Consider the following 24,977-nt stretch of genomic DNA (forward strand, 5'->3'; position numbering starts at 1 on the left):
GTGGTGCACGGACCACGACGTGAGGAGACGCGGATGAGACGAAGGATCGGATGGGTCGCGCCCGTCGTGGCGGGCGCGCTCGTCGTGTCGCTCGCCGGACCTGCGCAGGCCGAGGGTGGCTTCACGCCGGAGATCCCGGAGAGCGTGACGGCGTTGGTCCGCCCCGAGCACCCACGGCTGATCGCCGACGACGACCGGTTGGTCCAGATCCAGCAGTGGGTCACCAGCGACCCGGGTGCCGCAGCCGTGCGGGACGAGCTGCTCGCCGAGGCCGGTGCCATTCTCGAGCTGCCTCCGACCGAGTACGTCTTCTCGAACGGACGGAGCCTGCTGTGGGCCGCGCGCCAGGTCAAGACCCGCGTCTGGACGCTCGCGCTCGCGTACCGGCTGACGGATGACGCGACCTACGCCGAGCGGGCGTACGAGGAGATGGCGGCTGCCGCGGAGTTCCCGGACTGGAACCCGGAGAGCTTCCTCTCCGTCGCCGAGATGCTGAACGGCTTCGCCATCGGGTACGACTGGCTCTACGGCTACCTCGACGAGGAGCAGAGATCGGTCGTCTCCACGGCGATGATCGAGATGGGTCTGCAACCGGCGATGGACGGGTACGAGGCCGGGGACGGGTGGACGACGGCGACGAACAACTGGCAGATCGTCTGCGTGGGCGGCATCGCGATGGCCAGCCTCGCGCTGGCCGACGTGGAACCCGAGCTCGCCGAGTCGCTGCTGCAGCTGGGCCTGCAGCACGTCGGTCCTGCGATCGACGAGTACGCCCCCGACGGCGGCTTCCCCGAGGGGCCCATGTACTGGCGGTACGCGACGCGATTCCTCGTGCAGTACGTCGCGAGCCTGGAGTCCGCCACGGGGACCGATCTCGGGTTCTCGGACGCGCCGGGTCTCGCCGACACCGGCGCGTTCAGCATGAACATGAACGGTGCGAGCGGGCGCAGCTTCAACTTCGCCGATGCGTCGTCGTCCTACGGGGGTCCGCCCGAGCTCTACTGGATGGCCGGTCACTACCAGCGCCCGGAGTATGCCTGGTGGGCGGACGAGGGGCTGGGCCTGAGCGGGAACGACGAGGCGGCCGACACCGCAGCAGCCATGGTCTGGTACGGACTGTCGGAGCGAGCCACGCCCGGGATGGCGGGACTCGATCAGGACGCCCGCTACGACGACGTCGGCGTCGTGCTGTCCCGGTCTGCATGGGCGACGCCGACCGCCTTGTTCACCGGGTTCCGGCCAGGCAACAACGGGGGCAGCCACGGCGACCTCGACATGGGGACCTTCGTGCTCGACGCGTGGGGGATGCGCTGGGCGGACGAGCTGGGCAGCGACTCCTACAGCCTGCCGGGCTACTTCGGCAGCGAGCGCTGGACCTACTACCGCAAGCGCGCGGAGGGACAGAACACGCTGGTCGTCAACCCCGGCAGCGGACCGGACCAGTCGGTGACGGCGACGGGTGAGGTGATCGCGCAAGGCTCCTCCCCCGACGGGGCGTTCACTGTCGCCGACCTGAGCTCGGCCTACGCGGACCGCGGCGTCGAGACCTGGCAGCGGGGCGTCGCGATGGTCGACGGCCGCTCCCGCGTGATCGTGCAGGACGAGGTGGAGGCGTCGGAGCCCGCCGACGCGTTGTGGTTCATGCACACCTCGGCGGACGTCGAGATCGCTGCCGACGGACGATCGGCCGTGCTGACGCGGGACGGCCGGAGCCTGTTGGCCCGCATCGCCGACGGACCCGGGGACGCGGTGTTCTCGGTGATGGCGGCCGAGCCGCTGCCGACCTCCCCCAACCCGGAAGGGCAGGCCGCGAACGGCCAGTCGAAGCTCACCATCCGGGTGAGCGACGCGGCGAGCTTCCGGCTCGCCGTCACGTTCGACCCGGTCGTCGACGGCGTGCCGGTCCCGGACCTGCCCGACGTCACCGCCCTGGCGGACTGGAGCGTGCGCGACGGCGGCTCGGCCACGCTGGCCGACCTCCGGTACGACGGCGTCACGGTGCCCGGGTTCAGCGCCGACACCCGGTCGCTCGCCGTCGAGACGGCGACGCTGGGCACCGTCGAGGCCGTCGCGTCCGACCCGAGCCACGCCGTCGATATCCAGCTGCCCGACTCGGTCCCGGGCATGGCGACGATCTGCGTGGACGACGGGGCCGACGTCTGCGCGACCCGGTACCGGCTCTACCTGATCGGCCAGGCACAGGGCCCGATGACCGGGAGCATCGTCGGGACCAACCCGACGGTCAACGCGATGGACGGCAACCTGGGGACGTTCTGGTCGGCCAACGGCGACGGCCAGTGGCTGCGGGCGAACCTGCCCGCGCCCACGGAGGTCTCCGGGGTCCGGGTCGCCTGGAGCCAGGGGGCCAGCCGGATCTACACCTTCGACGTCGAGACCTCGACGGACGGGGAGACGTGGAGCACGGTGTGGCAGGGGACCAGCAGCGGGACGACGCTCGAGATGGAGGACGTCACGTTCGATCCGGTGACGGCGCGCTACGTGCGCATCGTGAGCCACGGCAACTCCGCGAACACGTGGATGAGCCTGTCCGAGCTGCGGGTCGTCACCGCCGACGGCGTCTGGCCCGAGGTGTCGACGGAGCCGGTGCCGACTGCGCTCACGCTCGACGCCGCCGCCACCATGTCCGTGCAGTCGGCGCAGGCGGTGACCGCCGCCGTCGTCCTCAGCGACGGGACGACCGTGGAACCGGACGGCACTGTCGAGGTCAGCTCCAGCGACCCGGGTGTCGTGCAGGTGGTCGGCGACCTGCTGGTCGCCCGCTCGACGGGTGTCGCGACGGTCGTGGCGTGGTGGCGGGCCGCGAGCGGCCAGCTGCTCCATGCGTCGGTGGAGATCACCGTCGAGGATCCGGGGACCTCGACGCTCCTCGCGACGCAGGACGCGTTCGTGCGGGACGGGACGTACGCGGACGAGACGTACGGCTCGCGGGACACGCTGACGATCAAGGGGGTGGCTGCCGACGACACCGGCTACGAACGGGAAGCGTTCATCGCGTTCGACCTTCCGCACCCCGAGGCGGAGCTGGTGAGCGCCGAGCTGGTGCTCACGACGTACGTCGCCGAGGGACGCACGATGGCCGTCGACCTGTTCAGCGCGGCGGCGGGCTGGGACGAGCACGCGCTCACGTGGAACACCCGCCCAGCGGTCGGTGATCGTCTCGGTGGCTTCACGGCCGGTGAGACCAGCGCACAGGTCGCGCTGTCCGTCACTGACGCCGTCGCCGCAGCTCTGGACGACGGCGCGGTGGGGTTCGCGCTGCGGCAGGACGTGAACGACACCCAGGCGTTCGGGGCGACAGTCATGGCGCACGAGGCCGGCGCTGCCAGTCCGACGCTGAACCTGACGTGGGCGCTCCCGCAGGCCTGCGAGGAGCCGGTCACCGGTGACGTGACCGGACCGCTGCAGCTCTCCGGTCCCTCGGCCTGCCTGGTCGGAGCGGACGTCGGCGGACCCGTCACCGTCGCCCCCGGCACCGCGTTCTCGATGTCCGGCTCGAGCATCGACGGCCCGCTCTTCGCCGCCGGTGCCGCGCTCGTCACCGTGCAGGACAGCACTGTCTCCGGCCCGGTGACGGTGTCCGGTCCGGGGGCGACCTGGTGGGAGAACGTCACAGTGACAGGGCCGGTCTCCCTGGCCTCCGACGACACGGTGGTCCTGATCGACTCCAGCATCGAGGGGCCGCTGAGCTGCGGGCCCGGGGTGTCGGCGCTGATCGACACCACAGTGACCGGTCCCGCGAACGGGTGTGGCTGAGGCATGTGGACACGTGGCGGCTTCACGCCGCAGGCCCCCGCCAGCGTGGTGGAGCTGGTCCGGACCGAGCACCCGCGGCTGATCGCCGACGACGGCCGGCTGGCAGAGATCCGCGGATGGGTCTCCTCCCGCGCGGGTGCGGCAGCCCTGCAGGAACGGCTGGTGGCCGGCGCCGACGCCCTGCTGGACGAGCGGACGACCACCTACGAGTTCACCAACGGGCGGTCGCTGCTGTGGCCGGCGCGCCAGGTCAAGACGCGCGTGTGGCTGCTCGCGCTGGCCTACCGCCTGACCGGGACCGGCGCGTACGCCGAGCGCGCCGCCGTCGAGCTCGAGGCTGCCGCCGCGTTCCCGGACTGGAACCCGGAGAGCTTCCTGTCGACGGCCGAGCTGCTCAACGGCTTCGCCATCGGCTACGACTGGCTCCACGGCTACCTCGGCGAGGAGCGGCGATCGCGCATCGCGACGGCGATGCTCGACAAGGGTCTGAGTCCCGCGCTGGCGGCCTACGAGAACGGAGCCGGCTGGACGAGCGCGACGAACAACTGGCAGATCGTGTGCGTGGGCGGGGTCGCGATGGCGAGCCTGGCCCTGGCCGACGTCGACCCGGAGCTCACGGAGACGCTGCTCCATCTGGGCCTGGCGCACGTCGGTCCGGCGATCGACGAGTACGCGCCGTCCGGCGGGTTCCCGGAGGGGGTCGTCTACTGGAAGTACGCGACCAAGTACCTCGTCCAGTACATCGCGAGCCTGGAGTCGGCAACCGGCAGCGACTTCGGGATCTCGGACGCGCCGGGCCTCGCGGAGACGGCGGGCTTCGGCATCCACATGGCGGGGCCGACCGGCCTCAGCTTCAACTTCGCCGACGCCTCCCCTGCCCAAGGCGGACTCCCCGAGCTGTACTGGATGGCTGATCGGTACGGCCACCCCGAGTACGCGTGGTGGGCGGACGAGGGACTGGCGGTGGCCGATCCCGCCGTCGCGATGGTCTGGTACGGCCTCTCGGCCCGGGCGACGCCGGCGGCGGCGGGGCTGGCACCCGACGCCGTGTACGACGACGTCGGCGTCGTGCTCTCTCGCTCGGCCTGGGGCAGCACGGACGGCCTGTTCGCCGGGTTCCGGCTCGGCGACAACGCGAGCAGCCACGGCGACCTGGACATGGGGAGCTTCGTGCTCGACGCCGGTGGCGTCCGATGGGCGCGGGACCTGGGCGCTGAGTCCTACAGCCTGCCCGGCTACTTCGGGAGCGAGCGCTGGACGTACTACCGCAAGCGCCCCGAGGGCCACAACACGCTCGTCGTCAACCCGGACGCGACGCCGGGCCAGCGGGTCGACGGCGTCGGGACGCTCGTCGCGAGCGGCTCGAGCCCGGAGGCGAGCTTCGCCGTCGCCGACCTCTCCCAGGCCTGCACCGACCAGGGGGTGACGCGCTGGCAGCGCGGGATCGCGATGGTCGACGGGCGCTCCCGCGTCGTCGTCCAGGACGAGCTGACCGCCACCTCGCCCGTCGAGCCGTGGTGGTTCATGCACACCGGCGCCGACGTCACGGTCGACGCCGACGGCCACGGGGCGACGCTCACCCGCGACGGACGGACCATGCGCGCGTCGCTCCTGGACGCCCCTCCCGGCGCCCGGTTCTCGGTGATGGACGCCGTGCCCCTGCCGACGTCACCGAACCCGGACGGCCAGACGAGCAACGACGGCGTCCGGAAGCTTCTGATCACGTCGGACCCGACCGCGCGGTTCCGCCTGAGCGTGCTCCTCGAACCCCTGCAGACCGGCCACCCCGCCCCCAGCCCCACCGTGAAGGACCTCGCGGACTGGTCCGCCCCGATGACGCGCGACGGGAGCGGCGCGTGAGACTCGCCAGCCTGACCACCTACCTCTGCGACGCCTATCGCACCAACTGGGTCTTCGTGCGGCTCGAGACCGACGACGGCCTCGTCGGCTGGGGCGAGGCGACGCTCGAGTACCGCGAGCACACGGTCGAGGCCGCGCTCCGGGCACTCGAGCCGAGCCTCGCCGGGCGCGATCTGGAGGACATCCAGGGCTGGTGGCAGGACGCCTACCGCGACGCGTACTGGCGGGGCGGCGCCGTGCTCACGAGCGCGCTGTCCGGGATCGAGATGGCGCTGTGGGACCTCAAGGGCAAGCTGCTCGGCGTCCCGGTGCACCAGCTACTCGGCGGCACGGTCCGCACGGAGGTGGAGTGCTACGCGAACGCGTGGTTCGCGGGAGCGCGGACCGCGGCGGAGTTCGCCGAGCGCGCCCGGGACGCGGTCGAATGGGGTTACCGGGCCGTCAAGTGGGACCCGTTCGGCTCCGCGTTCCGCACGGTGGACCGCGGCGAGCTGCGCTCCGCCCTGGCTGTCGTCGACGCGGTCGCGGAGGCCGTGGGCGACGACGCGGGGCTCATCGTCGAGGCGCACGGCCGCTTCGAGGTGCCGACGGCGCTGCGCGTCGCGCGGGCACTGGAGCCGTTCGACCTGCTGTGGCTCGAGGAGCCGCTGATCCCCGGCAACACAGCGGCCCTCGCCGAGGTGCGCGCCGCGACATCGACACCGATCGGCGTCGGCGAGCGCCTGTACACGCGGTGGGACTTCCGGGAGGTGTTCGACGCCCGCGCGGCCGACGTCGTGCAGCCGGACGTCTCGCACGTGGGCGGCATCTGGGAAGCCCGGACCGTCGCGAGCCTCGCGGAGCTGTGGCAGGTGGGCTTCGCGCCGCACAACCCGTCGGGCCCGATCGCCAACGCCGCCACTCTCCAGCTCGCGGCGTGCGTCCCGAACTTCACCCTGCTCGAGACCATGGCGACCGACGTGCCCTGGCGCGCCGACGTCGTCGTCTCTGAGCCGTCGATCACGCACGGACGGGCGCCGATCCCGACCGCGCCGGGGCTCGGCGTCGAGCTGGATGCGGAGGCCCTAACGCGCTTCCCGTACGTGCGCCACGACCTGCGGCACTACACCGGCGCGCTGACCGAGATCCGGCCCGAGGACTCGGTGGGCCGGCACGAAATGCCGGCGCCAAGTCTGACAGGATCGCCGTCGTGACTCTCACCATCCCGCGCGGCGGCACCGTCGTGCTCACCGGAGACTCCATCACCGACGCCGGCCGCCGCGAGGACGCGCGCGGGCTCGGCACGGGCTACGCCGCGCTCGTCGCTGACACGCTCGCCGAGCGCCACCCTGACGCCGGGCTGCGCGTGGTGAACACCGGGATCAGCGGCAACAGGGTGGCCGACCTCCGCGGGCGCTGGGCCGACGACGTGCTCGCCCACTCGCCCGCCGTCGTCTCGGTCTTCATCGGCATCAACGACACGTGGCGCCGCTACGACTCGGACCTGGTCACGTCCGTCGCGTCCTACGAGGAGGACTACCGGGCGCTGCTCGAGACGCTGCGCGACGCCGGCGTCGGCATCCTGCTCATCGAGCCGTTCCTGCTGCCCGTCCGCGACGACCAGTGGGCGTGGCGCGAGGACCTCGACCCCCGGATCCAGGTGGTGCGCCGCCTCGCCGCGGAGTTCGACGCCGGGCTGCTCGCGGCCGACGGCCTCTTCGCGGAGACGGCGCGCGACCGCGGCGGCCCCGAGCTCCTCGCCCCGGACGGCGTGCACCCCACGCCGGAGGGCCACGCACTGCTCGCGAACGCGTGGCTGCGCCGGGTCGCCGTCGCTTGACGCGCCGGCCAGCCCGTCAAGCGGGCGGAGTGGGGTGGATCCGGGAGCGCATCGCTCCCGGATCCACCCCACTCCGGGCCCGGGCGGGTCAGGTCTCGGTGGTCGGCGTCGCGACCGTCACGTAGACGTCGCCCTCCTGGACCCAGACCCGCTGACCATCGCGGAACACGTGCAGGCGGCCGCCGTGGCCGCGCGGCTCCGCGAGGTCGTGCTCGGCCGGGTCGTAGCCCGCCGCCTCGAGGACGTCACCCGCGGTGTGGCGCCCCTCGGCGATCTCGCCCGCAACGCCGTCGACGGTGATCGCGACAGCGTCCCTCGCGTCCAGCGGCGCCCCGTAGTGCCGCGTCCCGGCGGACGTCCCGACGGCGAGCCACGGCTCGTCCCTCCGCTCCGGCTCCGGCAGCGACATGCGCTGGCTGACGCTCCCGGCGTCGTCCGCCGTGGCCTCGCCCAGGTAGAGGACGTCGTCCACCGTCGGACGCCGTGCGTCCGAACGGTCCTCGAGGACGAGCAGGCTGACCTGCGCCCCGGCCGCCTCGGCGCCCGCGTGGACGGTGACGGTCGTGACGCCGTCCTGGCCGAGGACCGCCTCGTGGGTGACACCCCGCGGTCCCGGATGATCGACCTGCACGATCGCCGCCCCGGCGTCGGGCTGCGCCGCCGCCCCGTCGACGGACTCCGCGCCCTCCGCGGGCTGCTCCGCGCCCTCCGGCGTCGGCTCCGCCTCAGGTTCGGTCGGCTCCTCCGACGGCGCCGGCTCGCTCGGCGGCTCGCTCGGCTCCTCCGCAGGCTGCGCGCTCGGCTCCTCCGACGGCGCCTGCTCGCTCGGCGCCTCGGCCGGCGCCTCACCGACCGGCGGGGCGTCCTCGACGGCGGTGCGCAGGACGGGCCGGGCGCCGTCTGCGTCCCACTGCCACACGGCGTCGAGGTCCCAGCCGAGCGCGTCTTGCCACCACGCCTGGCTCCGCGCGTCCGCCACGGTCAGGGTCGCGCCGTTGAACGTCGTCGGCCCCACGTCCGTGCTCGTCTGGACGGACGCGACGAGCGTCTCGATCGCATGGTTGTCCGCGAGCGTGCCCGCCTGGCCGGAGGCGAAACGCGCGACGACGCGGTGCGCGATCGACGTCGCCGTCACCGTGGGGTTGAGCGCGACGCTGCTGCGCACCACCGTCTCGCTGTTCCGCGCGTACCCGGTGATCCCACCCGCCGTCGTCCCGGCCGCCTCGACGGCGCCCGTGGCGTAGACGCGCTCGGTCAGGCTCGGGCTGTCCGCGACGCCGATGATGCCGCCCGCGTAGTTCGTCGCCGTCGTGGCGACGTCGGCCGTCGAGTACGCGTCCCGGATCGTCCCGAACGACGTGCCGGCGACACCGGCCGCGTAGCTGGGCCCGCTGACCGTCCCGGCGGTGAACACGCGCTCCAGCGTCCCGCGGTGGGTGTCCACGAGGATCCCGACGATGTTCACCGCGCGCGACACCGTGCCCACGACGCCGAGATCGTGCACCGAGCCCTCCGGACCGATCGCCGCGAACAGGCCACCCTCCGTCGACGTGAAGGAGGTGAGCACGTGGCCCGCGCCGTCGAGCTCGCCCGTGAACGGCGCCTCGGCGCCCAGGCGCGGCACCGCGACACCCGTCAGGTCGAGGTCGGTCGTGAGCCGGAAGCGCTCCGCGGGCCACGCTGCCACCTCGGCGAGGTCGGCGGCGTCGTCGAGCAGGTAGAAGCCGTCGACGTCCTGCTCGAGCTCCGGCGCGGTGGGCTCCTCCGGGGGTGGCGGCACGTCCTCGGGGGCACCGCGCAGGATCGGCCGCAGCCCGTCGGCGTCCCAGTCCCAGACGGAGGCGAAGTCCCACCCGAGGCCCTCGAAGAAGGCCTGGGTCCGGATCTCGGCCACCGGCACGATCGCGCCCTTCCAGTTGTCGGCGGCCGGCGCGTCCGGCAGGCTCTCGCCGTTCACCGGCACGGCGGCGCTCGTGTGGTTGTCCGCCAGCAGCGCCACCTGTCCGTTGGCCACGCGGCCGACGACGGCGTGCGCGTAGCTCGGCGCCGAGACCAGCGAGTTCAGCGAGACGGCGTGCTGCACCCAGGTCTCGTCGTAGCCGTAGCTGACCACGCCGCCCGCGTTGCGCGTGTCGGCGGTGACGGCGCCCGTCGCGAGCACGTTCTCCGTCACCGAGCCGCTCTGGGCGATGCCGACGACGCCGCCGGAGTAGAGCGTGGTGGCGTGCACGTCAGCCGTGGAGTAGCTGTCGCGCACCACGCCGTGGTGGTCGCCGACGATGCCGCCGACCCGCGTGGTGGCGGTGATGGATCCCGACGTGCGGACGCTCTCGATCGTGCCGCGGTTGACGTCGGCCAGCAGACCGGCGTTCGTGGCCTCGGACGTCACCTCGCCGTGGAGCACCAGGTTGCGGATCGTGCCCTGGTTCACCGCGAACAGGCCCACCCCCTGGTCCGGCGGCGCGGTGTACCCGGTGATCGTGTGCCCGCCGCCGTCGAGCACGCCGGTGAACGGCACGAGCCGGCCGAGCTGCGCCATGGGCACGTCGGTGAGATCGAGATCCGTCGTCAGCAGGAACGACCCCGCCGGCTCCTGAGCGATCTTCGGCAGGTCGGCCGCCGACTGGATGAGGTACGGATCGTCAGGCGTGCCGCCGCCGTCGAGACCCTCGCGCACCGTCATCGCCGGTTGCAACGGCACGCCGGACGTGAGCGAGTCCCAGACGAACACGCGCACCGTCTCGCTGGTGTCGACCGGCAGCGGGCTGTCGAACTCGACGAACTGCTCGATCCCCCGGTGGTCGAGCCGCACGTCCTCCACCCGCAGGTCGACCATCGTCTCCTGCGCCCGGTCGTACGTCGCCGCGGCCACGGTCAGCGTGTCCCGGCTTCCCGGGTAGCTGAGGAGGCCGACGCCGTCCATCTCGCGGTCCGCGATGTCGGTCGAGGTCACCTGCCAGTGACCGGCCGGCTTGCGCACGGTGACGGTGTCCACGGGTCGGCCGTCGAGCGTGTACGTGGACATCACGAGGCCGTCGTCCGTCACCTCGAGGACGCTCCCGACCTGGGTGTCCTCGTCGAAGACGACGTCGTCCCACCAGTGCGCCACGTTCTCGTAGAACTTCGGCCCGGCCGAGCCCATCGTCACGAACGTCGTGCCGAGCGCCTCCTCCTCGGGTGTCGTCGCCAGCCGGCCGTCGTAGATCGTCGAGCGCTTGTACAGGTGGTCGTGCGCACCGATGTAGAGGTCGACGCCGAGCCGGTCCAGGGCCGCCGTGATCTTGGGTCGGTCGGCCGCCAGGTCGGCGTCGTCGCCGTGCCGTCCGCCGTAGTACGAGTAGTGGCCGACGACGACGTTCCACTGCCGCGTCGACGCGCGGATGTCCTGGGTCAGCCACTCGAGCTGCGCGTCGATGCCGACGGTGGAGTTGAGCACCGCGATGTGGATGTCGCCGCGGTCGAAGCTGTAGCTGCTCTCGCCGACGGCCCCGCCCTCGGGCAGGTCGTACATGTTGGAGAAGATCGCCGTGCGTTCGGTCGAGAGCGTGTTGTAGTCGAGGTCGCCGTACGTCTCGTGGTTGCCCGCCACCGGGGCGACCTGGACGTCGAGCCCGTCGTAGACGTGGTCGAACACCTCGTCCCAGTACTGCCCGCGGCCGCCGTTGTCGACGAGGTCGCCGGTCTGCAGCACCGTCCCGCCGCCCGGCACCTCGGTCTGCAGACGCCCCAGCATGTCGCGCATGAGGCCGAGCTCGTCGGGGTCGTGCGACGTCGCCTGCAGGTCGCCGAGCACGTACACCGGCTCGTTCCCGGTGCCGCCGGCCACGAACTCGCCCTGGACGTCGGTCCACGCCGCGGCATCGGCGGCCTCGGGCGCCTGACCGTCGGTGGCGACGCCGAAGCGGTACTGATACCGCTCGCCGCCCTCGAGCCCGGTGACGTCGAACTCGTGGCTGCGCAGCGTCTGGCCCGTGATGGAGTGCTGGTACTCCGGCTCGTCGTTGCCGATGGTGTTGACCTCGTACGGCCGGTCGTTCGTCGAGGTGAGCACGTCCGCCGTGGACCAGTCGCTCCCGCCGGCCGGCATGACCTGGGCGTAGACCTGCGCGATGCTCCGGTCGGTCGACACGGCGATGCCCGCCCCGCCGGGCTGCTCCGCGACCGCCGCCGTGCTCCCGAAGTACTGGAACACGCCGTCGGGATCCAGCACCGTCTGGTCCACGGTGATCCGGAACAGCTCGGCGTTCGTGTTCCCGCCCGAGTCCGTCGCCTTGACCACCACGAAGTGGTCGTCGTAGCTGCGCACCTGGAACGTGCCGTCCGTGACCGGGACCTCGCCGGCGGCGTCGTACACCTCGTACGCCACGTCCGGCGTCTCGCCCGAGTCGTCGACGGCGCTCGCCTCGGGGAGGTCGATGGTCTCGCCGTACGCGGCCTGCGCCGGCACGTCGTCGGCGACGGTGATGACCGGCGCGTAGTCGGCGCCGCGCGTCGTCTCCCCGATCCAGATCGGTGCCGAGACCACGAAGTCGCCGTCGGCCTGGTCGGCGCGGACGAAGTAGTAGTCGCCGTCGGCGACCGGGAGGTCCACCGCGAGCACGAGCTCGCTCCCTCCGACACCGTCGAACGTGTGCGCCACCTCGCCGTCGTTGGTGAGCAGCTGCACCGAGGTGAAGGAGTCGCCGTCGTCCGGGTCGCTGAGGTTGACGTCGAAGGACAGCGAGGCGGTGTCGCCGGGGAGGATCGCGCCCATCAGCGCGTCGCCGGCGCCGAACGCCAGCACGGAGTTGACGTCCTGGGTCGTGAAGACGCTGCGCTCCTGCATCGCGCCGTACAGCCCGTCGAGCGACTGCTCGGTCGCCCAGATCCCGGTGATCGACGGGTTCGACGTCACCCAGTTGGCGGCGTGCTCGTCGCCGTTCCAGACCGGACCCAGGTGCCAGCCGGAGTCGAGCGCCGCGAGGAACTCGGCGTACTGGGCGTCGTCCTTGACCTCGATGAGCTCCATGCGGTCGTCCACGACCGGGTCGAGCCCGTTGAAACCGAAGAAGTTCCCCTTGCCCGTCGCACGCGGGTGGTTGAACTGCCCGATCGCGTCCTCGTCGAGCTTCAGGCGGGCGAAGAACGTGTACATGTCGTACTTCATGTCGCCCGTGCCGAACGAGTTGCCGAAGCCGTCGTTGCTCCCCTGCTCGGTCGCGCGGGCCGTGGCGTGCCAGTCGGTGTTGAACACGTTGATGTGGCCGGTGCCGTCGTACCACGTGTTCTCGATCGCGGGGACGACGACGAGCTCGTCCTGACCCGCGTTGTACGCCTCGGACTGCTCGTGCAGCCAGCGCCACTCCTCGGACTCGGCGTCCCGCCAGTCGTCGACGAAGTCGTCGCCGTTGCGCAGGTCCCACATGACGTCGTGCTCGGTGACGGCGAAGAAGTCCGCGTCCGTCTCCCCCGCCACGTGCTCGAACGCGTCGTCCGGCAGCTCGACGCCGTCGCTCACCGACGTGTGCGCGTGGAACTCCCCCGTGTAGAACTCCCGGCCGAGGAAGGTCGGACGCTCCGCCTCGCCCTCGGCAGCAGCCGGCGCGGCGAACGGCACGAGCACCGACACCCCGACCAGGCTCCCGACTGCGAACGCGGCTGTCGCTGCTCGTCGCATGGATGCACCCTCCCCGACCCGCGGCGACGCGGGATCCTGCGGACCGACCGTGCGGCCGAGACCCACCACCGGACCTTAGGGGCGTGCCGGAACCTTGACCAGGGGCTGATCGATTATTAGCCGAGGGTTCATGTTCCGACGACGCCGACCGGCGCGGGTTCGCCGCGTGGCGTCAGCGCGGCGGGAGCGAGCGGGCGTGCGCCCAGCGCTGCTGCACGTGCTCCCCGACGCCGAACCGGCCCTCGAGGTTGACGAGCCCGATGACCAGCCGCGGCCGCGCGGCCCGCGCCCCGTTCAGCTCGTACCCGTGCGGCGTCTCGAGCGAGACGGCGTACGGGCCGACCTTGACGTCGGCGATGTCGTTCCACGCCGCGAACGCCCGGAACGGCCACCCGGTGCGCCGCACCCCAGCGGCGTCGATGACCCAGACGGCGCCGACGTTGCGCCAGCCGAACACGGCGGCGAACGCCCCGACAGCGAGCAGCACGACGCCGAGCACGAGCGAGCCGACCTGCATGTCGGCCGCGACGTCGACGAGCACCGCGACCGCGAGCAGCAGGATGAGCACCGGACCCGCGATCAGCGAGACGCGCGTCCTCGTGCGCATGCGCAGCCGGACGACGTCGCCCGGCGGGCCGACGGGCTGGCCCTCCGCCGTCGGCCGATACTGCTGCTGCTGGTACGGCTGCTGCGCGTGCCGCTGCCCGTACGGCTGCTGCTCGTGCTGCTGCTGGTGCGGCTCTGGCCACTGAGACATGGTGATTTCCCCCTGCGTGATGCTGCTCGACCCGGGCGCCATCGTGCGCCCGGCCACCGCACGCTACCCACCCCCACCTCGCCGGGGCCAGGGAACTTCTCCCCACGACGAACGGCGACGGCGCCGCCCATGCCGGGCGGCGCCGTCGTCGTTGGTGCGGAGGGCTCAGAGCGTCGCGGCGCTCGGGTCCCAGTCCTCGGGCAGGATCGCGCTCGGCTGCACCGTCGAGAGCACGCTCACCGTCTCGCCGGACGCGATCGACTCGCCGATCGCGTCCATGACGTCGAGCACGTGGAACGCGAGCTCCGCGGGGGCCTGCTCGCGCACGCCGGCGCGGATCGACCGGGCGAGGTCGAGCACCCCGGACCCGCGCCCGAACTCCGAGCCGGAGTGGGGCACGACGTCGCCGTCCGGCGTCTCGGACGTGAAGACCGTGCTCGGCCCGGTGAAGGTATTCGGGTCCGGCAGCGTGACGGTCCCGAGCGTGCCCATGACGTCGATGGCTCCCGCGCGGCGCAGGTGCGAGTCGAAGCTGAACACGGCGACCGCCGACGCCCCGGACTCGAACACGAGGAGCGCGTTGACGTTCGTCGGCACCTCCACGGGGAACTCGGTCCCCGCCTTCGGCCCCGAGCCGATGACCCGTGCCTCGCGGGTGCGGGACCCGGTCGCCGTGACGGAGGCGACCGCGCCGAGGTTCTGCACGAGCGCCGTCAGGTAGTACGGGCCGATGTCGAGGAGCGGCCCGCCGCCGACGGCGAACAGGAACTCCGGGCTCGGGTGCCACGACTCCGGGCCGGGCGACTGGAACAGGAACAGCGCCGACTGCGGCTCGCCGATCCGCCCCGACGCGATGACGCGGCGGGCCGTCTGGAGGCCGGCGCCGAGGAACGTGTCCGGCGCGCACGCGACGCGCACGCCCGCCTCGCGCGCGGCCTCGAGCACCTCCTGCCCGGAGGAACGGTCGAGCGCGAACGGCTTCTCGCTCCAGACGTGCTTGCCGGCCGCGATGATCTGGCGGTCGACGTCGGCGTGCACGGCGGGGATGGTGAGGTTGACGACGATCTCGATCTCGGCGTCGGCGAGCAGCTCCTCGACGGTCCCGGCACCCGGCACGCCGAACGCGTCGGCCTGGGTCCGCGCCCGTTCGACGTCGAGGTCCGCGACGAACCGCACGTCGAGGTCGGGGAACGCCGTGAGGTTCTCCAGGTACTGCTTGCTGATGACGCCGGCCCCGATGAGCCCGACGCCGACGCGGCCGGTGCCGCTCATGAGATCCCGTGCTCGCGCAGGTACGCGACGGACGCGGCGATGCCCTCGAGGCGGTCGCCGTCGTAGTCGTCGAACTCGATGACGCGCAGCGCGTCCGGCGCGGCGGCGAGGATGTCGAGCACCGGCACGTCGCCCTGGCCGGCGGGCTGCTGCTTCTTGGTGTCGCGCGAGCGGTCGCCGTCCTTGACGTGGATCGCCACGACGCGCTCGCCGAGACGCCCGAGCAGGCCGACGGCGTCCACGCCACCGACCTCGGCCCAGTACGTGTCGACCTCGAGGACGACGCCGTCGTCCAGCCGGGTGGCGAGCGCCTCGAGCGCCGGGACGCCGTCGACGGTGTTCTCGAGCTCCCACCAGTGGTTGTGGTACCCGACGCGGACCTCGTGCTCGGACGCGAGCGCCGCGGCGGCGTTGAGGTCGGCGGCGATGCCCTCGAGCCCGGCGGCGTCGGTCCACCGCTCCTGGGCGCTGCTCGGCAGGATCACCGTGCGGACGCCGGCGTGCGCGGCGGCGGCGAAGAGCTCGGCCTGGTCGGGGGCGTCGAGGATGCCGGCGTGCGTCGTCGGCGCGGACAGCCCGGTCTCGGCGAACGCCTGCGAGTACGTCAGGGCGACGTCCGGGGTGAACCCGAACGGCTCGACCTGGGTGAACCCGAGGTCGGCCAGCGCGCGCAGCGTGCCGAGGAAGTCCTCGTCGAGGCGCTCACGTACCGAGTAGAGCTGGACGGACAGGGTCGAGGTCGAAGCAGACACGGGTCTCCTCATCGAGGTAGGGGCAGCACGATCCAAACATATGCCGGAGGGCAGGCAAAAGTCTGCGACGAGAAGCAGCTCGCGCGCGGACGACCGACGGGCGTCACTCGCGACCGCCCCGCACCTCGAACGGCCGGTCGGCGTGGGCGGACCTCGGGAGCACGAGCTCCCAGGCGCCCGGCTCGTCGGTGGCCGCGAACGGCACCCCGGCGCCGTCGGGAAGCACCGCACGGGGCGCCTGCGCCAGGTCGCGCAGCCGCACGACGTCCTCCGACTGGGTGGGTGCGAGCCGCAGCACGCCGTCGCCCGCCTCGAGCAGCTCCGCCGTCGAGAAGGCGACGTGCCAGCCGCCGACGCGCAGCCCGATCGGCAGCATCAGGCCGGTCCGGGCGGCGACCTCGACAGCTCGGCCGCCGGCGACCGGGGCGCCGTCCAGGCTCAGGGCAGGCGCGAGCGGGTACCCGGCGACGTTCACGAGGTGCAGCACCCGGCCGTCCGGGTGGGCGCTGGTCGTGGCGACGAGGCCGGGGTCGACGGCGTCGTGCCCGATGCGAGGCCGCACCCCGAGCACCCCGAGCAGCTCGCGCCACACGTCGAGGTGGCACGGATAGTCGCAGCCGACGACGACGGCGCTCCCCCGGCCGGCGCGGACGTGTGCGGCCACGGGGCCGCCCCGACCCACCTCCGTCAGCAGGACGTCCGCACCCTCCGGGACGTCCAGTCGCTGCAGGCCGCTGACGCGGACCTCGACGTCGCGCACCCGCGCGAGCGCGCCGGCGGTGCGCACGGACGGGAAGTACCCCGGCGCCTCGGCCGCTTCCCCGGCGTCGGCCACGCCGAGCGCGTCAGCGAGGATGCGGCACGGCGCGCCCGCGTCGTCGACCTCCGGGAGCCGCCCGACGAGCAGCAGCCGCCCGCCGGCGAGCACGTGGCGGGCCAGCAGCTCCTGGACGGGCGCGCCGAGCACGCGGGACGTCGCGAGCGCCACCACCGGCCCGGACCCGGGCTCCCACGAACGCAGCGCCGCCCCGGCGGCCCAGGGTCCGCCCGGGTCGGCGTGCGCCTGCAGGTCGAGCGCGCCGAACGAGAAGCCGCCGTAGAGCAGGCCGCGGCCCAGCACCGACCGCTCGCCGAGCCCGCGGTACCGCTCGACGGCGGTGCGCTGCTCCTGGCGACCCGTCGCGTCGGGGTGGGCGTACTCCGTGAGGTAGTGGTCGCCGACGAAGCCGAGCACGACGTCGTCGTGCTCCTCCTGCCCCGCGGCCAGAACCCCGCCGAGCGCCCGCGCCCGCCGCACCACGTCCCGGACGCCGTCGAAGCCCGCGGTCCGCCGCCCCTCGGGGTCGATCGGGGCGGCGAAGCCGTGCCGCTCGCCGGTGAACGCCAGCCGGTCGTTGCCGTCGCCGACGGCGACGTCGAGGCGCGGGTTCCGCCCGCCGGCGAACAGGTAGTAGTTGAGCAGTCGCGTCTCCTGGGCGAGCGCGAGCCGCGTCTTGAGGTCCAGCGCCGACGGCGGGACGAGCCGCTCCAGCGCCTCCCCGTAGTCGCCGTTGCCGGCCTCGAACTCCAGGGCCGTGAGCGGCTGGTCCGGGTCGTTCACCGCATGCAGCTGCGCGCCCACGACGTAGAGGTCGGCGGCGTTGCCGACGTCGAGGTCCCCGAGGTACAGGTCCCACCCGGCAGCGACCTGCGGCCGGCCCCGGTACGCCTGGGCGAGCTGGCTGATACCGATCCCGAAGGTGGTCGCGCGGCCCGCGTCGGAGCCGTGGACGTTGACGACGAGCGGGACGTCGACGCCGCGTTCCCGCGCCCGGTCCTCCAGGGCCCGTAGGTACCGCGCGAACCGGTCCCGGTGGAACAGGCCCACGTCGTGGTGCAGCGCGAGCTCGTCCCCTCCGTCCGTCCCGCCGGCGCGGACCGCAGTGGCGAAGTCGGCGTCCGAGGCACCGACGGGCGCGCCCGTCCGGCGGGCGATCTCGGTGGCGTCGTACCGCTCCGAGAGCCAGCCGCGCAGGTCCGCGCACGCGGCGTCCGTGAGGTGCGGCGTGTTCGTGACCCAGGCGAGCATCCCGACCTCGTTGTCGAGCTGGATGCCGGTGACCGGCCCGCCGCGGCTCGCCAGGCGGGGCAGGACGACGTCGAGCACACCGTCGAACCAGGCGAGCCCGGCCGTCAGGAACGCGGGGGCGAGGAGGTCCGCGTCGCGCGTCGGCGCCGGACGGCCCGACCAGCCGACCGGCTGGATCTCGGGGTGGTCGGCGTACACCCGGTACGGGATCCCCTCGTTCTTCAGCTCGGCCATGACGAACGGCCCCGGGCGCACGAGGACGTCGAGGCCGGCCGCGTTCGCGAGGTCGAGGTACGCCGCCAGGTCCCGCTCCGGCCGGGTCGCGCCGCTCAGGTCGAGGGTCCCGTCCGGCAGCTCGTGGAAGATCCACGGGACGTACGTCGCCACGGTGTCGAGGCCGGCGTCGACGACGTCCCGCAGGCGGGCCGGCCACTCGGCCCGCTCGGTGCGGAAGTAGTGCACCTCGCCGGCGAGCACGAGGCGCGGCACGCCGTCGATCTCGATCCGCCCCTGGGCGAGGCGGACGGTCCTCGGACGACTCACGGACATCGGCGTCTCCTGCCGTTCGGCGACGCCGGTCGAGGCGCGCGTCGGGGGTGGGTGGTTGTGAGGGGGGCCACACGTGTGCCACAGTGTCGCCCGCAACTGTAACCGGTTACAGCGAGCCGCGGAAGGAGACGACGATGTCGCCGGAACGTCCCGGAGTCCGCGAGATCGCTCGGCTCGCCGGCGTCTCGACGGCCACCGTGTCGCGCGTCTACCGCGGGGTCGGACAGGTCTCGCCCGAGATGCGCGAACGTGTGCTGTCGGCGATCGAGACGCACGGCTACCGCCCCTCGTCGTTCGGCCGCGCGCTCTCGCGCCGGCGCCACGAAGCCGTCGGGATCGTGTTCCCCGGCCTGTCCGGTCCGTACTTCGCCGAGCTCATCCAGGGCTTCGAGGCCGTCGCGCTCGAGGCCCGGGCGAGCGTCCACGTCGTCGGCACGCACCTGCTCCGCAGCGCCGACGCCGACGTGCGGGCCCTCGCCGACCACGTCGACGGCATCGCCGTGCACGCCGGCACCCTGCCGTCCGAGGTCGTCGACGAGCTGGCCGAGCTCATGCCGCTCGTCGTCCTCGGCGCCACCCCGGACGAGCGCCACACATCGGTCCGCACCGACCATGCACCGGTGCTCGACCTCGTCGAGCACCTCATCACCGACCACGGCCTGCGGGACCTCGTGTTCTTCGGCGACCCGGACGGGCCGCCCGACGTCGCCGCCCGGTGGGACGGCTTCCGCGCCGCGCACGAGCGGCACGGCCTGGTCCCGGTCCGGGAACCCCTCGACCTCGGCCTCGCGTTCGACGACGGGCTGCTCGCCGCCGACGCGGTGCTCGCGCCCGAGCACCGGCGCATCGACGGCGTCGTCTGCGCCAACGACGAGACGGCCCTCGGCTTCCTCATGGGCGCCCTCGGCCGCGGTGTCCGCGTGCCCGAGGACGTCGTCGTCGTCGGGATCGACGACGTGCCGATGAGCTCCGTCGTCCGGCCCGCCCTCACCACCGTCGCCCGACCGCTCCGCGAGCTCGCGGAGACGTCGGCACGGCTCCTGCTCGATCTCGTCGAGGGACGGGACGTCCCCGGCGAGACCGTGCTCCCCAGCTCGCTCGTGATCCGCACGAGCTGCGGCTGCCCACCGGCCGCACCCGCACCGGCGTAGCCGGCGCACCACCGGACGCGCCGAGCCCGGCGCACCCGACACGAGGAGGTGTCTCGAGATGAGCAGTGCACGCAGATGGGGCAGACGTGCGATCGCCGCGATGACGGTGGCCGCCGTCGTCGGCCTGGCCGCCTGCACCGGCACCGAGGGCCAGGACGACGCGACCACCGCCGAGGAGGGCATGGTCCCGTATCTCAACTTCGGCGGCTTCGGCGGCGGGGCGAACCCGCAGGCGAACTACAACCCGTACACGCCGACCACGCGGCTGTCGGCCGTCGACTACGTCTACGAGACGCTGTTCGTCATCAACGACTACACGTGCGAGGAGGTCCCCTGGCTCGCGACGGAGTACGAGTGGGTCGACGACCGCACGGTCGACCTCACGATGCGTGACGGCGTGACGTGGAACGACGGCGAGGCGTTCGACGCCGAGGACGTCGTGTTCACGTTCCAGATGCTCAAGGAGTACCCCGCCCTCGACGAGCAGGGCGTGTGGCGCGTGCTGGAGGACGTCGTCGCCTCCGACGACGGCACCGTCCGGATGACGTTCACCGAGCCCGGTCTCGCGTTCTTCACGCAGATCGCCGTCGTGAAGATCGTGCCGGAGCACATCTGGTCGGCGGTCGAGGACCCGGTGACGTTCACGAACTCCGAGGCGCCGGTCGGCACGGGCCCGATGACCGTCCAGTCGTTCAACGGGCAGCAGCTCGTCATCGAGCGCAACCCCGACCACTGGAACGCCGACGAGATCCGGGTGCAGGAGATCCGGTTCTCCAAGGCCGACGACGGCGGGCAGGTCGACCAGCTCAAGCTCATCCGGGGCGACTACGACATGAACGCGATGTTCATCCCGAACATCGACGAGGTCTACGTGGCCGAGGACCCGGAGAACAACCACTACTGGTTCCCCGCCGGCTCGCCGATCTCGCTGTACCTGAACCTCGAGATGGCGCCGTTCGACGACGTCGCGTTCCGGCAGGCGATCGCCCAGGCGATCAACCGCGACGAGATCATCGAGCGCGCCCAGCAGGGCTACGTCGACGCCGCGAGCCAGACCGGGCTGGTGCTGCCCGGCCAGTCGGACTGGCTGCCCGAGCAGTACGCCGACGGCGCGTACGTCGGCTTCGACGTCGACAGCGCCGCCGCGGACCTCGACGCCGCCGGCTACACCACCGACTCGCAGGGCCGCCGCCTCGACGCCGACGGTCAGCCGATGACGTTCGAGCTCATCGTCCCCGGCGGCTGGAACGACTGGGTGATCGCCGCGGAGGTCATCCGCGACAACCTCGCCGAGGTGGGCATCGGCGTCGACGTCCAGACGCCGACGCCGGAGGTCGTCACGCAGGACCGGCTCCGCGGGAACTACGAGATGACGTTCGGCGTGCGCGGCGGCTCGTGCCACATGCTGCGCAACTTCGCGGAGCCGCTGGGCAGCGCGTCGACGGCGCCGATCGGCGAGGAGACGACGCCGAGCGGCCAGCCGGTCACGAACGAGGTCCGCTGGGTCGACGAGGAGACGGACGCCCTGCTGGAGGAGCTGCGCGTGGCCACGGATCCCGAGGACCAGCGCGCCGCCGTCGCCGGCCTGACCGAGATCATGGTCGAGGAGATGCCGTACATCCAGCTCTGGTACGGCGCCAACTGGTTCCAGTACTCCACCCGGAACGCCGTCGGCTGGCCGAGCGAGGACGACCCGTACGCCAAGCCCAGCAACATGCTGCTCGTCCTGCAGAACCTGCGCCCGGCCTCGACCGGCGACTGAGGGAGCGGCCGTGCTGTACTTCCTGCGCCGGCTGGGGTTCTTCCTCGCCACGCTGTGGGCGGCGGTGACGCTGAACTTCGTCATCCCCCGCCTGCAGCCGGGCGACCCCGCCGAGGCGCTCGTGCAACGGCTGACCGGTGAGGGCACCGCCCTGGACCCGCAACAGGTCCAGGCGGTGCGCCTCATGCTCGGCATCGAGGGCGAGGGCATCGTCCAGCAGTACCTCGACTACCTCGGCGCGGTGGTGCGAGGCGACTTCGGGCCGTCGTACACGTACTTCCCGTACTCCGTGACCGAGGTCATCTCGCAGGCGTTGCCGTGGACGCTCGTGCTCGTCGGGACGACGACGATCATCTCGTTCGTCGTCGGCACGCTGCTCGGCACGTGGGCGGCCTACCGCCGCGGCACGCGCGTGGACTCGGTGCTGACGCTCGGGTCGACGTTCCTCTCGACGCTGCCGTTCTTCTGGATCGCGCTCATGCTCATCTACGTCTTCGCGTTCCAGCTGCAGTGGTTCCCGGAGAGCGGCGGCTACGGGCCGGGATCCACCCCCGGCTGGAACTGGACGTTCATCTCGGACGCGTTCCAGCACTCCGTGCTGCCGGCCCTGTCGCTGCTCATCACGGGGCCGCTCGGCTGGATCCTCGCGATGCGCAACAACATGGTGCAGATGCTCGGCGAGGACCACACGCGGTTCGCCCGCGCCCGCGGGCTCCGGGACCGGCGCATCGCGCTCACCTACGGGGGCCGGATCGCGATCCTGCCGAGCGTCACGGGGTTCGCCCTGGCGCTCGGGGGCCTGCTCGGCGGCACCCTCCTCGTGGAGACGATCTTCAACTACCCCGGGCTGGGCCGCCTGCTGCTGGAGTCGGTGAACAACCGGGACTACCCGCTGCTCCAGGCGCTGTTCCTGCTCACGACGACGGGCGTGCTCCTCGGCAACCTCATGGCCGACTTCCTGTACGGCGTCCTCGATCCACGCGTCCGACGGGAGGTCGCGACATGACCGCCAACCTCACGACCGAGGTCCAGCCGCCGCCACCGGAGGACGAGGCGCGCGTCGACGTCGCGTTCGCCGACGCGGGCCGGCACTCGTGGGTCCCCGGCTGGGCCGTCATCCTCTGGCGGAACAAGAAGTGCCGCGTCGGGCTCCTCATGGTGCTCGCGTTCTGCCTGGTCGCGCTGTTCGCTCCCGTGATCGCGCCGTACGGGCCGCGGGAGGCGACCGGCGACATCAGCGCCGACCCGAGCGGCACGTACTGGCTGGGCACGACGAACCGCGGTGAGGACATCTTCAGCCAGCTCGTCTACGGCGCCCGGACGTCGCTCCTCGTCGGCATCGTCGCGGGGGCGATCTCCACGGTGATCTCGCTCGCCGTCGGCCTCACCGCCGGGTACCGGCAGGGGCTCGTCGACGAGGTGCTGAGCTTCGCGACCAACCTGGCGCTCGTCGTCCCCGTGCTGCCGCTCATCGTCATGCTCGCCGCGTACTCACCGGTCCGCGGGCTGTGGCTCATCATCGGGGTCATCTCGATCACCGGCTGGGCGTACGGCGCCCGGATCAAGCGGTCCCAGGTCATCACCCTGCGCACCCGGGACTACGTGACGGCGGCCCGGCTCGCCGGCGACTCGACGGCGCGGATCATCTGGCGGGAGATCCTGCCGAACATGACGTCGCTCGTCGTCGTCGGGTTCATGGGTGCGGCCCTCGGCGCGATCGGCGGCGAGGCGGGGCTGGCGTTCCTCGGGCTCGGCGACCCGCGCACGACCAGCTGGGGCACGATGCTCAACCAGGCGAACGTGGGCGGCGCGCTCATCACCGGCCAGTGGGCGTGGCTCGGCGCGCCGGGGCTCGCGCTGGCGCTGCTCATCTGCAGCTTCACGCTCATCAACTTCGGCGTCGACGCGCTGAGCAACCCGCACCTGAGGGAGGACTGATGGCGCTCCTCGAGGTCGACCACCTGTCGGTCACGTACGCCCCGCGCGACGGCGTCCCGGTGGACGCCGTGCGCGACGTCAGCCTCGTCGTCGACCAGGGTGAGTTCGTCGGCCTGGTCGGCGAGTCCGGGTCGGGCAAGTCCACGCTCGGCAACGCGATCCTCCAGCTGCTCGACAAGCCGGCCCGGCGCACGGCCGGGTCGGTCCGGTTCGACGGGCAGGATCTCGCCGACCTCGACCCCGAGGAGCTGCGCCGGCTGCGCTGGGTCGACCTGTCGACGGTGTTCCAGTCGAGCATGAACTCGCTGAACCCGGTCATCACCGTCGCGGCGCAGTTCGAGGACACGTTCCGCGCGCACGACGAGCGGCTCTCCCCCGCCGACCTCCGCCGGCGCGCCGTCGAGGCGTTGGCGATGGTGTCGCTCGACGAACGGACGCTCACGTCGTACGCGCACGAGCTGTCCGGCGGGATGCGGCAGCGCGTCTCGCTCGCGCTGGCGCTCGCGCTCCGGCCCCGCTTCGTGCTGCTGGACGAGCCGACCACCGGGCTCGACGTGCTCGTGCAGCGGCGGATCCTCGACCGGCTGCGCGCCCTGCAGGCCGACCTGGGCTTCGCCGTCCTGTTCGTCACGCACGACATCGGCGCCGTCCTCGAGATGGCCGACCGGATGCTCGTGATGACCGAGGGCGAGATCGTCGAGGACGCCGCGGCTGCCGACGTGCTGCTCCGCCCTGCGCACCCGTACACGCAGTCGCTCCTGGCGTCGTACGCAGCGACCCGCACCCCGGTCCCCCACCGGGCCGCGGACGCCGTCGAGCCGGAGGTCGTGCTGCGCGTCGAGGACGTGCGGCGCCGGTACGTCACCGGGCGCGGCCGCAACCGGACGGCGGTCCAGGCTCTCGACGGCGTCTCGCTCGAGCTGCGCTCGGGGAAGGTCACGGCCCTGGTCGGGCAGAGCGGGTCGGGCAAGTCGACGATCGCGCGCATGGTGCTCGGCGTCGAGCGGCCGGACAGCGGCCGGGTGCTGTTCGGCGACGTCCAGGTCGATGCGCTGCGCCGGGCGGGGCTGCGCGACTACCGGCGCCACGTCCAGATGGTGTTCCAGGACCCCTTCGCCTCGCTCAACCCCACGGTACCGGTGGGGGCCGCGCTCGCGCGCCCCCTGCTGAACTTCGGCGGGGCCACACGTGCGGACGTCCGCGACCGCGCCGCGGCCCTGCTCGAGCAGGTCGGGCTCACGCCGACGGCGCACTACCTCGAGCGCCTGCCCCACCAGCTGTCCGGCGGGCAGCGCCAGCGCGTGGTGATCGCCCGGGCGCTCGCGCCGGACCCGGCGATCCTCGTGGCCGACGAGCCCGTCTCGATGCTCGACGTGTCGATCCGCGCCGAGATCCTCGCGCTCCTCGCCTCGCTCGTCGCGGAACGCGAGCTGGCGATGCTGTACATCACCCACGACCTGCTGTCCGCTCGCGCGCTGGCCGACGACGTCGTCGTCCTGTCCGAGGGCGCCGTCGTCGAGCACGGGCCGACGGCGCGGGTGGTCGAGCAACCCGAGCACCCGTACACGCGGGAGCTGCTCGCGGCGATCCCGGACCCGTACGCCGACGCCGGCTGACGG

14 protein-coding genes are annotated in these 24,977 nt (G+C 72.6%); 9 read left to right on the forward strand and 5 right to left on the reverse strand.

Features of this window, described 5'->3' with window-relative positions; genetic code table 11:
• Positions 1-33: 33 nt before the first annotated feature.
• Genes BCAV_RS17070 through BCAV_RS17085 form a run of 4 tightly spaced genes read left to right on the forward strand, consistent with a single transcriptional unit; the run spans position 34 to position 7,453 of the window.
• The gene (locus BCAV_RS17070; protein ID WP_015883869.1) at positions 34-3,774 is read left to right on the forward strand and encodes a CBM96 family carbohydrate-binding protein; all 3,741 of its coding nucleotides are present in this window, start codon (positions 34-36) and stop codon (positions 3,772-3,774) included.
• A 3-nt stretch (positions 3,775-3,777) separates the two neighbouring features.
• Positions 3,778-5,634: a heparinase II/III domain-containing protein gene (locus tag BCAV_RS17075; protein WP_015883870.1), complete on the forward strand. Its 1,857-nt coding sequence runs from the start codon at positions 3,778-3,780 to the stop codon at positions 5,632-5,634.
• Positions 5,631-6,827 carry a galactonate dehydratase gene (dgoD, locus tag BCAV_RS17080; RefSeq protein WP_015883871.1) on the forward strand — a complete coding sequence of 399 codons (1,197 nt, stop codon included), beginning with the start codon at positions 5,631-5,633 and terminating at the stop codon, positions 6,825-6,827. Before BCAV_RS17075 ends, dgoD begins: the two co-directional genes overlap by 4 nt.
• Positions 6,824-7,453, forward strand: a complete 630-nt coding sequence (locus BCAV_RS17085; protein ID WP_015883872.1) for an SGNH/GDSL hydrolase family protein — start codon at positions 6,824-6,826, stop codon at positions 7,451-7,453. The genes dgoD and BCAV_RS17085 overlap by 4 nt, the downstream gene beginning before the upstream one ends.
• 88 nt (positions 7,454-7,541) lie before the next feature.
• Here BCAV_RS17085 and BCAV_RS17090 read toward each other — a convergent pair whose 3' ends face one another.
• The 5 genes from BCAV_RS17090 to BCAV_RS17110 all read right to left on the reverse strand — a co-directional run bounded on the left by BCAV_RS17090 (position 7,542) and on the right by BCAV_RS17110 (position 18,507).
• Positions 7,542-13,109: a metallophosphoesterase gene (locus BCAV_RS17090; protein ID WP_015883873.1), complete on the reverse strand. Its 5,568-nt coding sequence runs from the start codon at positions 13,107-13,109 to the stop codon at positions 7,542-7,544.
• Between the two features lie 172 nt (positions 13,110-13,281).
• Positions 13,282-13,866: a hypothetical protein gene (locus tag BCAV_RS17095; protein WP_015883874.1), complete on the reverse strand. Its 585-nt coding sequence runs from the start codon at positions 13,864-13,866 to the stop codon at positions 13,282-13,284.
• A 165-nt stretch (positions 13,867-14,031) separates the two neighbouring features.
• Positions 14,032-15,138 (reverse strand): Gfo/Idh/MocA family protein, encoded by a 1,107-nt coding sequence (locus tag BCAV_RS17100; RefSeq protein WP_015883875.1) that lies wholly within the window; start codon positions 15,136-15,138, stop codon positions 14,032-14,034.
• Entirely contained in the window at positions 15,135-15,890 is a 756-nt protein-coding gene (locus tag BCAV_RS17105) for a sugar phosphate isomerase/epimerase family protein (RefSeq protein ID WP_015883876.1), read from the reverse strand. The genes BCAV_RS17100 and BCAV_RS17105 overlap by 4 nt, the downstream gene beginning before the upstream one ends.
• A gap of 103 nt (positions 15,891-15,993) precedes the next feature.
• The gene (locus BCAV_RS17110; protein ID WP_015883877.1) at positions 15,994-18,507 is read right to left on the reverse strand and encodes a beta-galactosidase; all 2,514 of its coding nucleotides are present in this window, start codon (positions 18,505-18,507) and stop codon (positions 15,994-15,996) included.
• Positions 18,508-18,641: 134 nt separating this feature from the next.
• On the opposite strand from BCAV_RS17110, the gene BCAV_RS17115 reads away from it, so the two are divergent.
• The 5 genes from BCAV_RS17115 to BCAV_RS17135 are packed head-to-tail and all read left to right on the forward strand — an operon-like array spanning position 18,642 to position 24,974.
• Positions 18,642-19,658 (forward strand): LacI family DNA-binding transcriptional regulator, encoded by a 1,017-nt coding sequence (locus BCAV_RS17115; protein ID WP_015883878.1) that lies wholly within the window; start codon positions 18,642-18,644, stop codon positions 19,656-19,658.
• Between the two features lie 58 nt (positions 19,659-19,716).
• Positions 19,717-21,420: an ABC transporter substrate-binding protein gene (locus BCAV_RS17120; protein WP_015883879.1), complete on the forward strand. Its 1,704-nt coding sequence runs from the start codon at positions 19,717-19,719 to the stop codon at positions 21,418-21,420.
• Positions 21,421-21,430: 10 nt separating this feature from the next.
• The gene (locus BCAV_RS17125; protein ID WP_015883880.1) at positions 21,431-22,426 is read left to right on the forward strand and encodes an ABC transporter permease; all 996 of its coding nucleotides are present in this window, start codon (positions 21,431-21,433) and stop codon (positions 22,424-22,426) included.
• Positions 22,423-23,358, forward strand: a complete 936-nt coding sequence (locus BCAV_RS17130; RefSeq protein WP_015883881.1) for an ABC transporter permease — start codon at positions 22,423-22,425, stop codon at positions 23,356-23,358. Before BCAV_RS17125 ends, BCAV_RS17130 begins: the two co-directional genes overlap by 4 nt.
• Positions 23,358-24,974: a dipeptide ABC transporter ATP-binding protein gene (locus BCAV_RS17135; RefSeq protein ID WP_015883882.1), complete on the forward strand. Its 1,617-nt coding sequence runs from the start codon at positions 23,358-23,360 to the stop codon at positions 24,972-24,974. The genes BCAV_RS17130 and BCAV_RS17135 overlap by 1 nt, the downstream gene beginning before the upstream one ends.
• The last annotated feature ends 3 nt before the right edge of the window (positions 24,975-24,977 follow it).

Origin of the sequence: Beutenbergia cavernae DSM 12333 (genome assembly GCF_000023105.1) — a bacterium.
In the GTDB taxonomy this organism is placed as follows: Bacteria; Actinomycetota; Actinomycetes; order Actinomycetales; family Beutenbergiaceae; genus Beutenbergia; species Beutenbergia cavernae.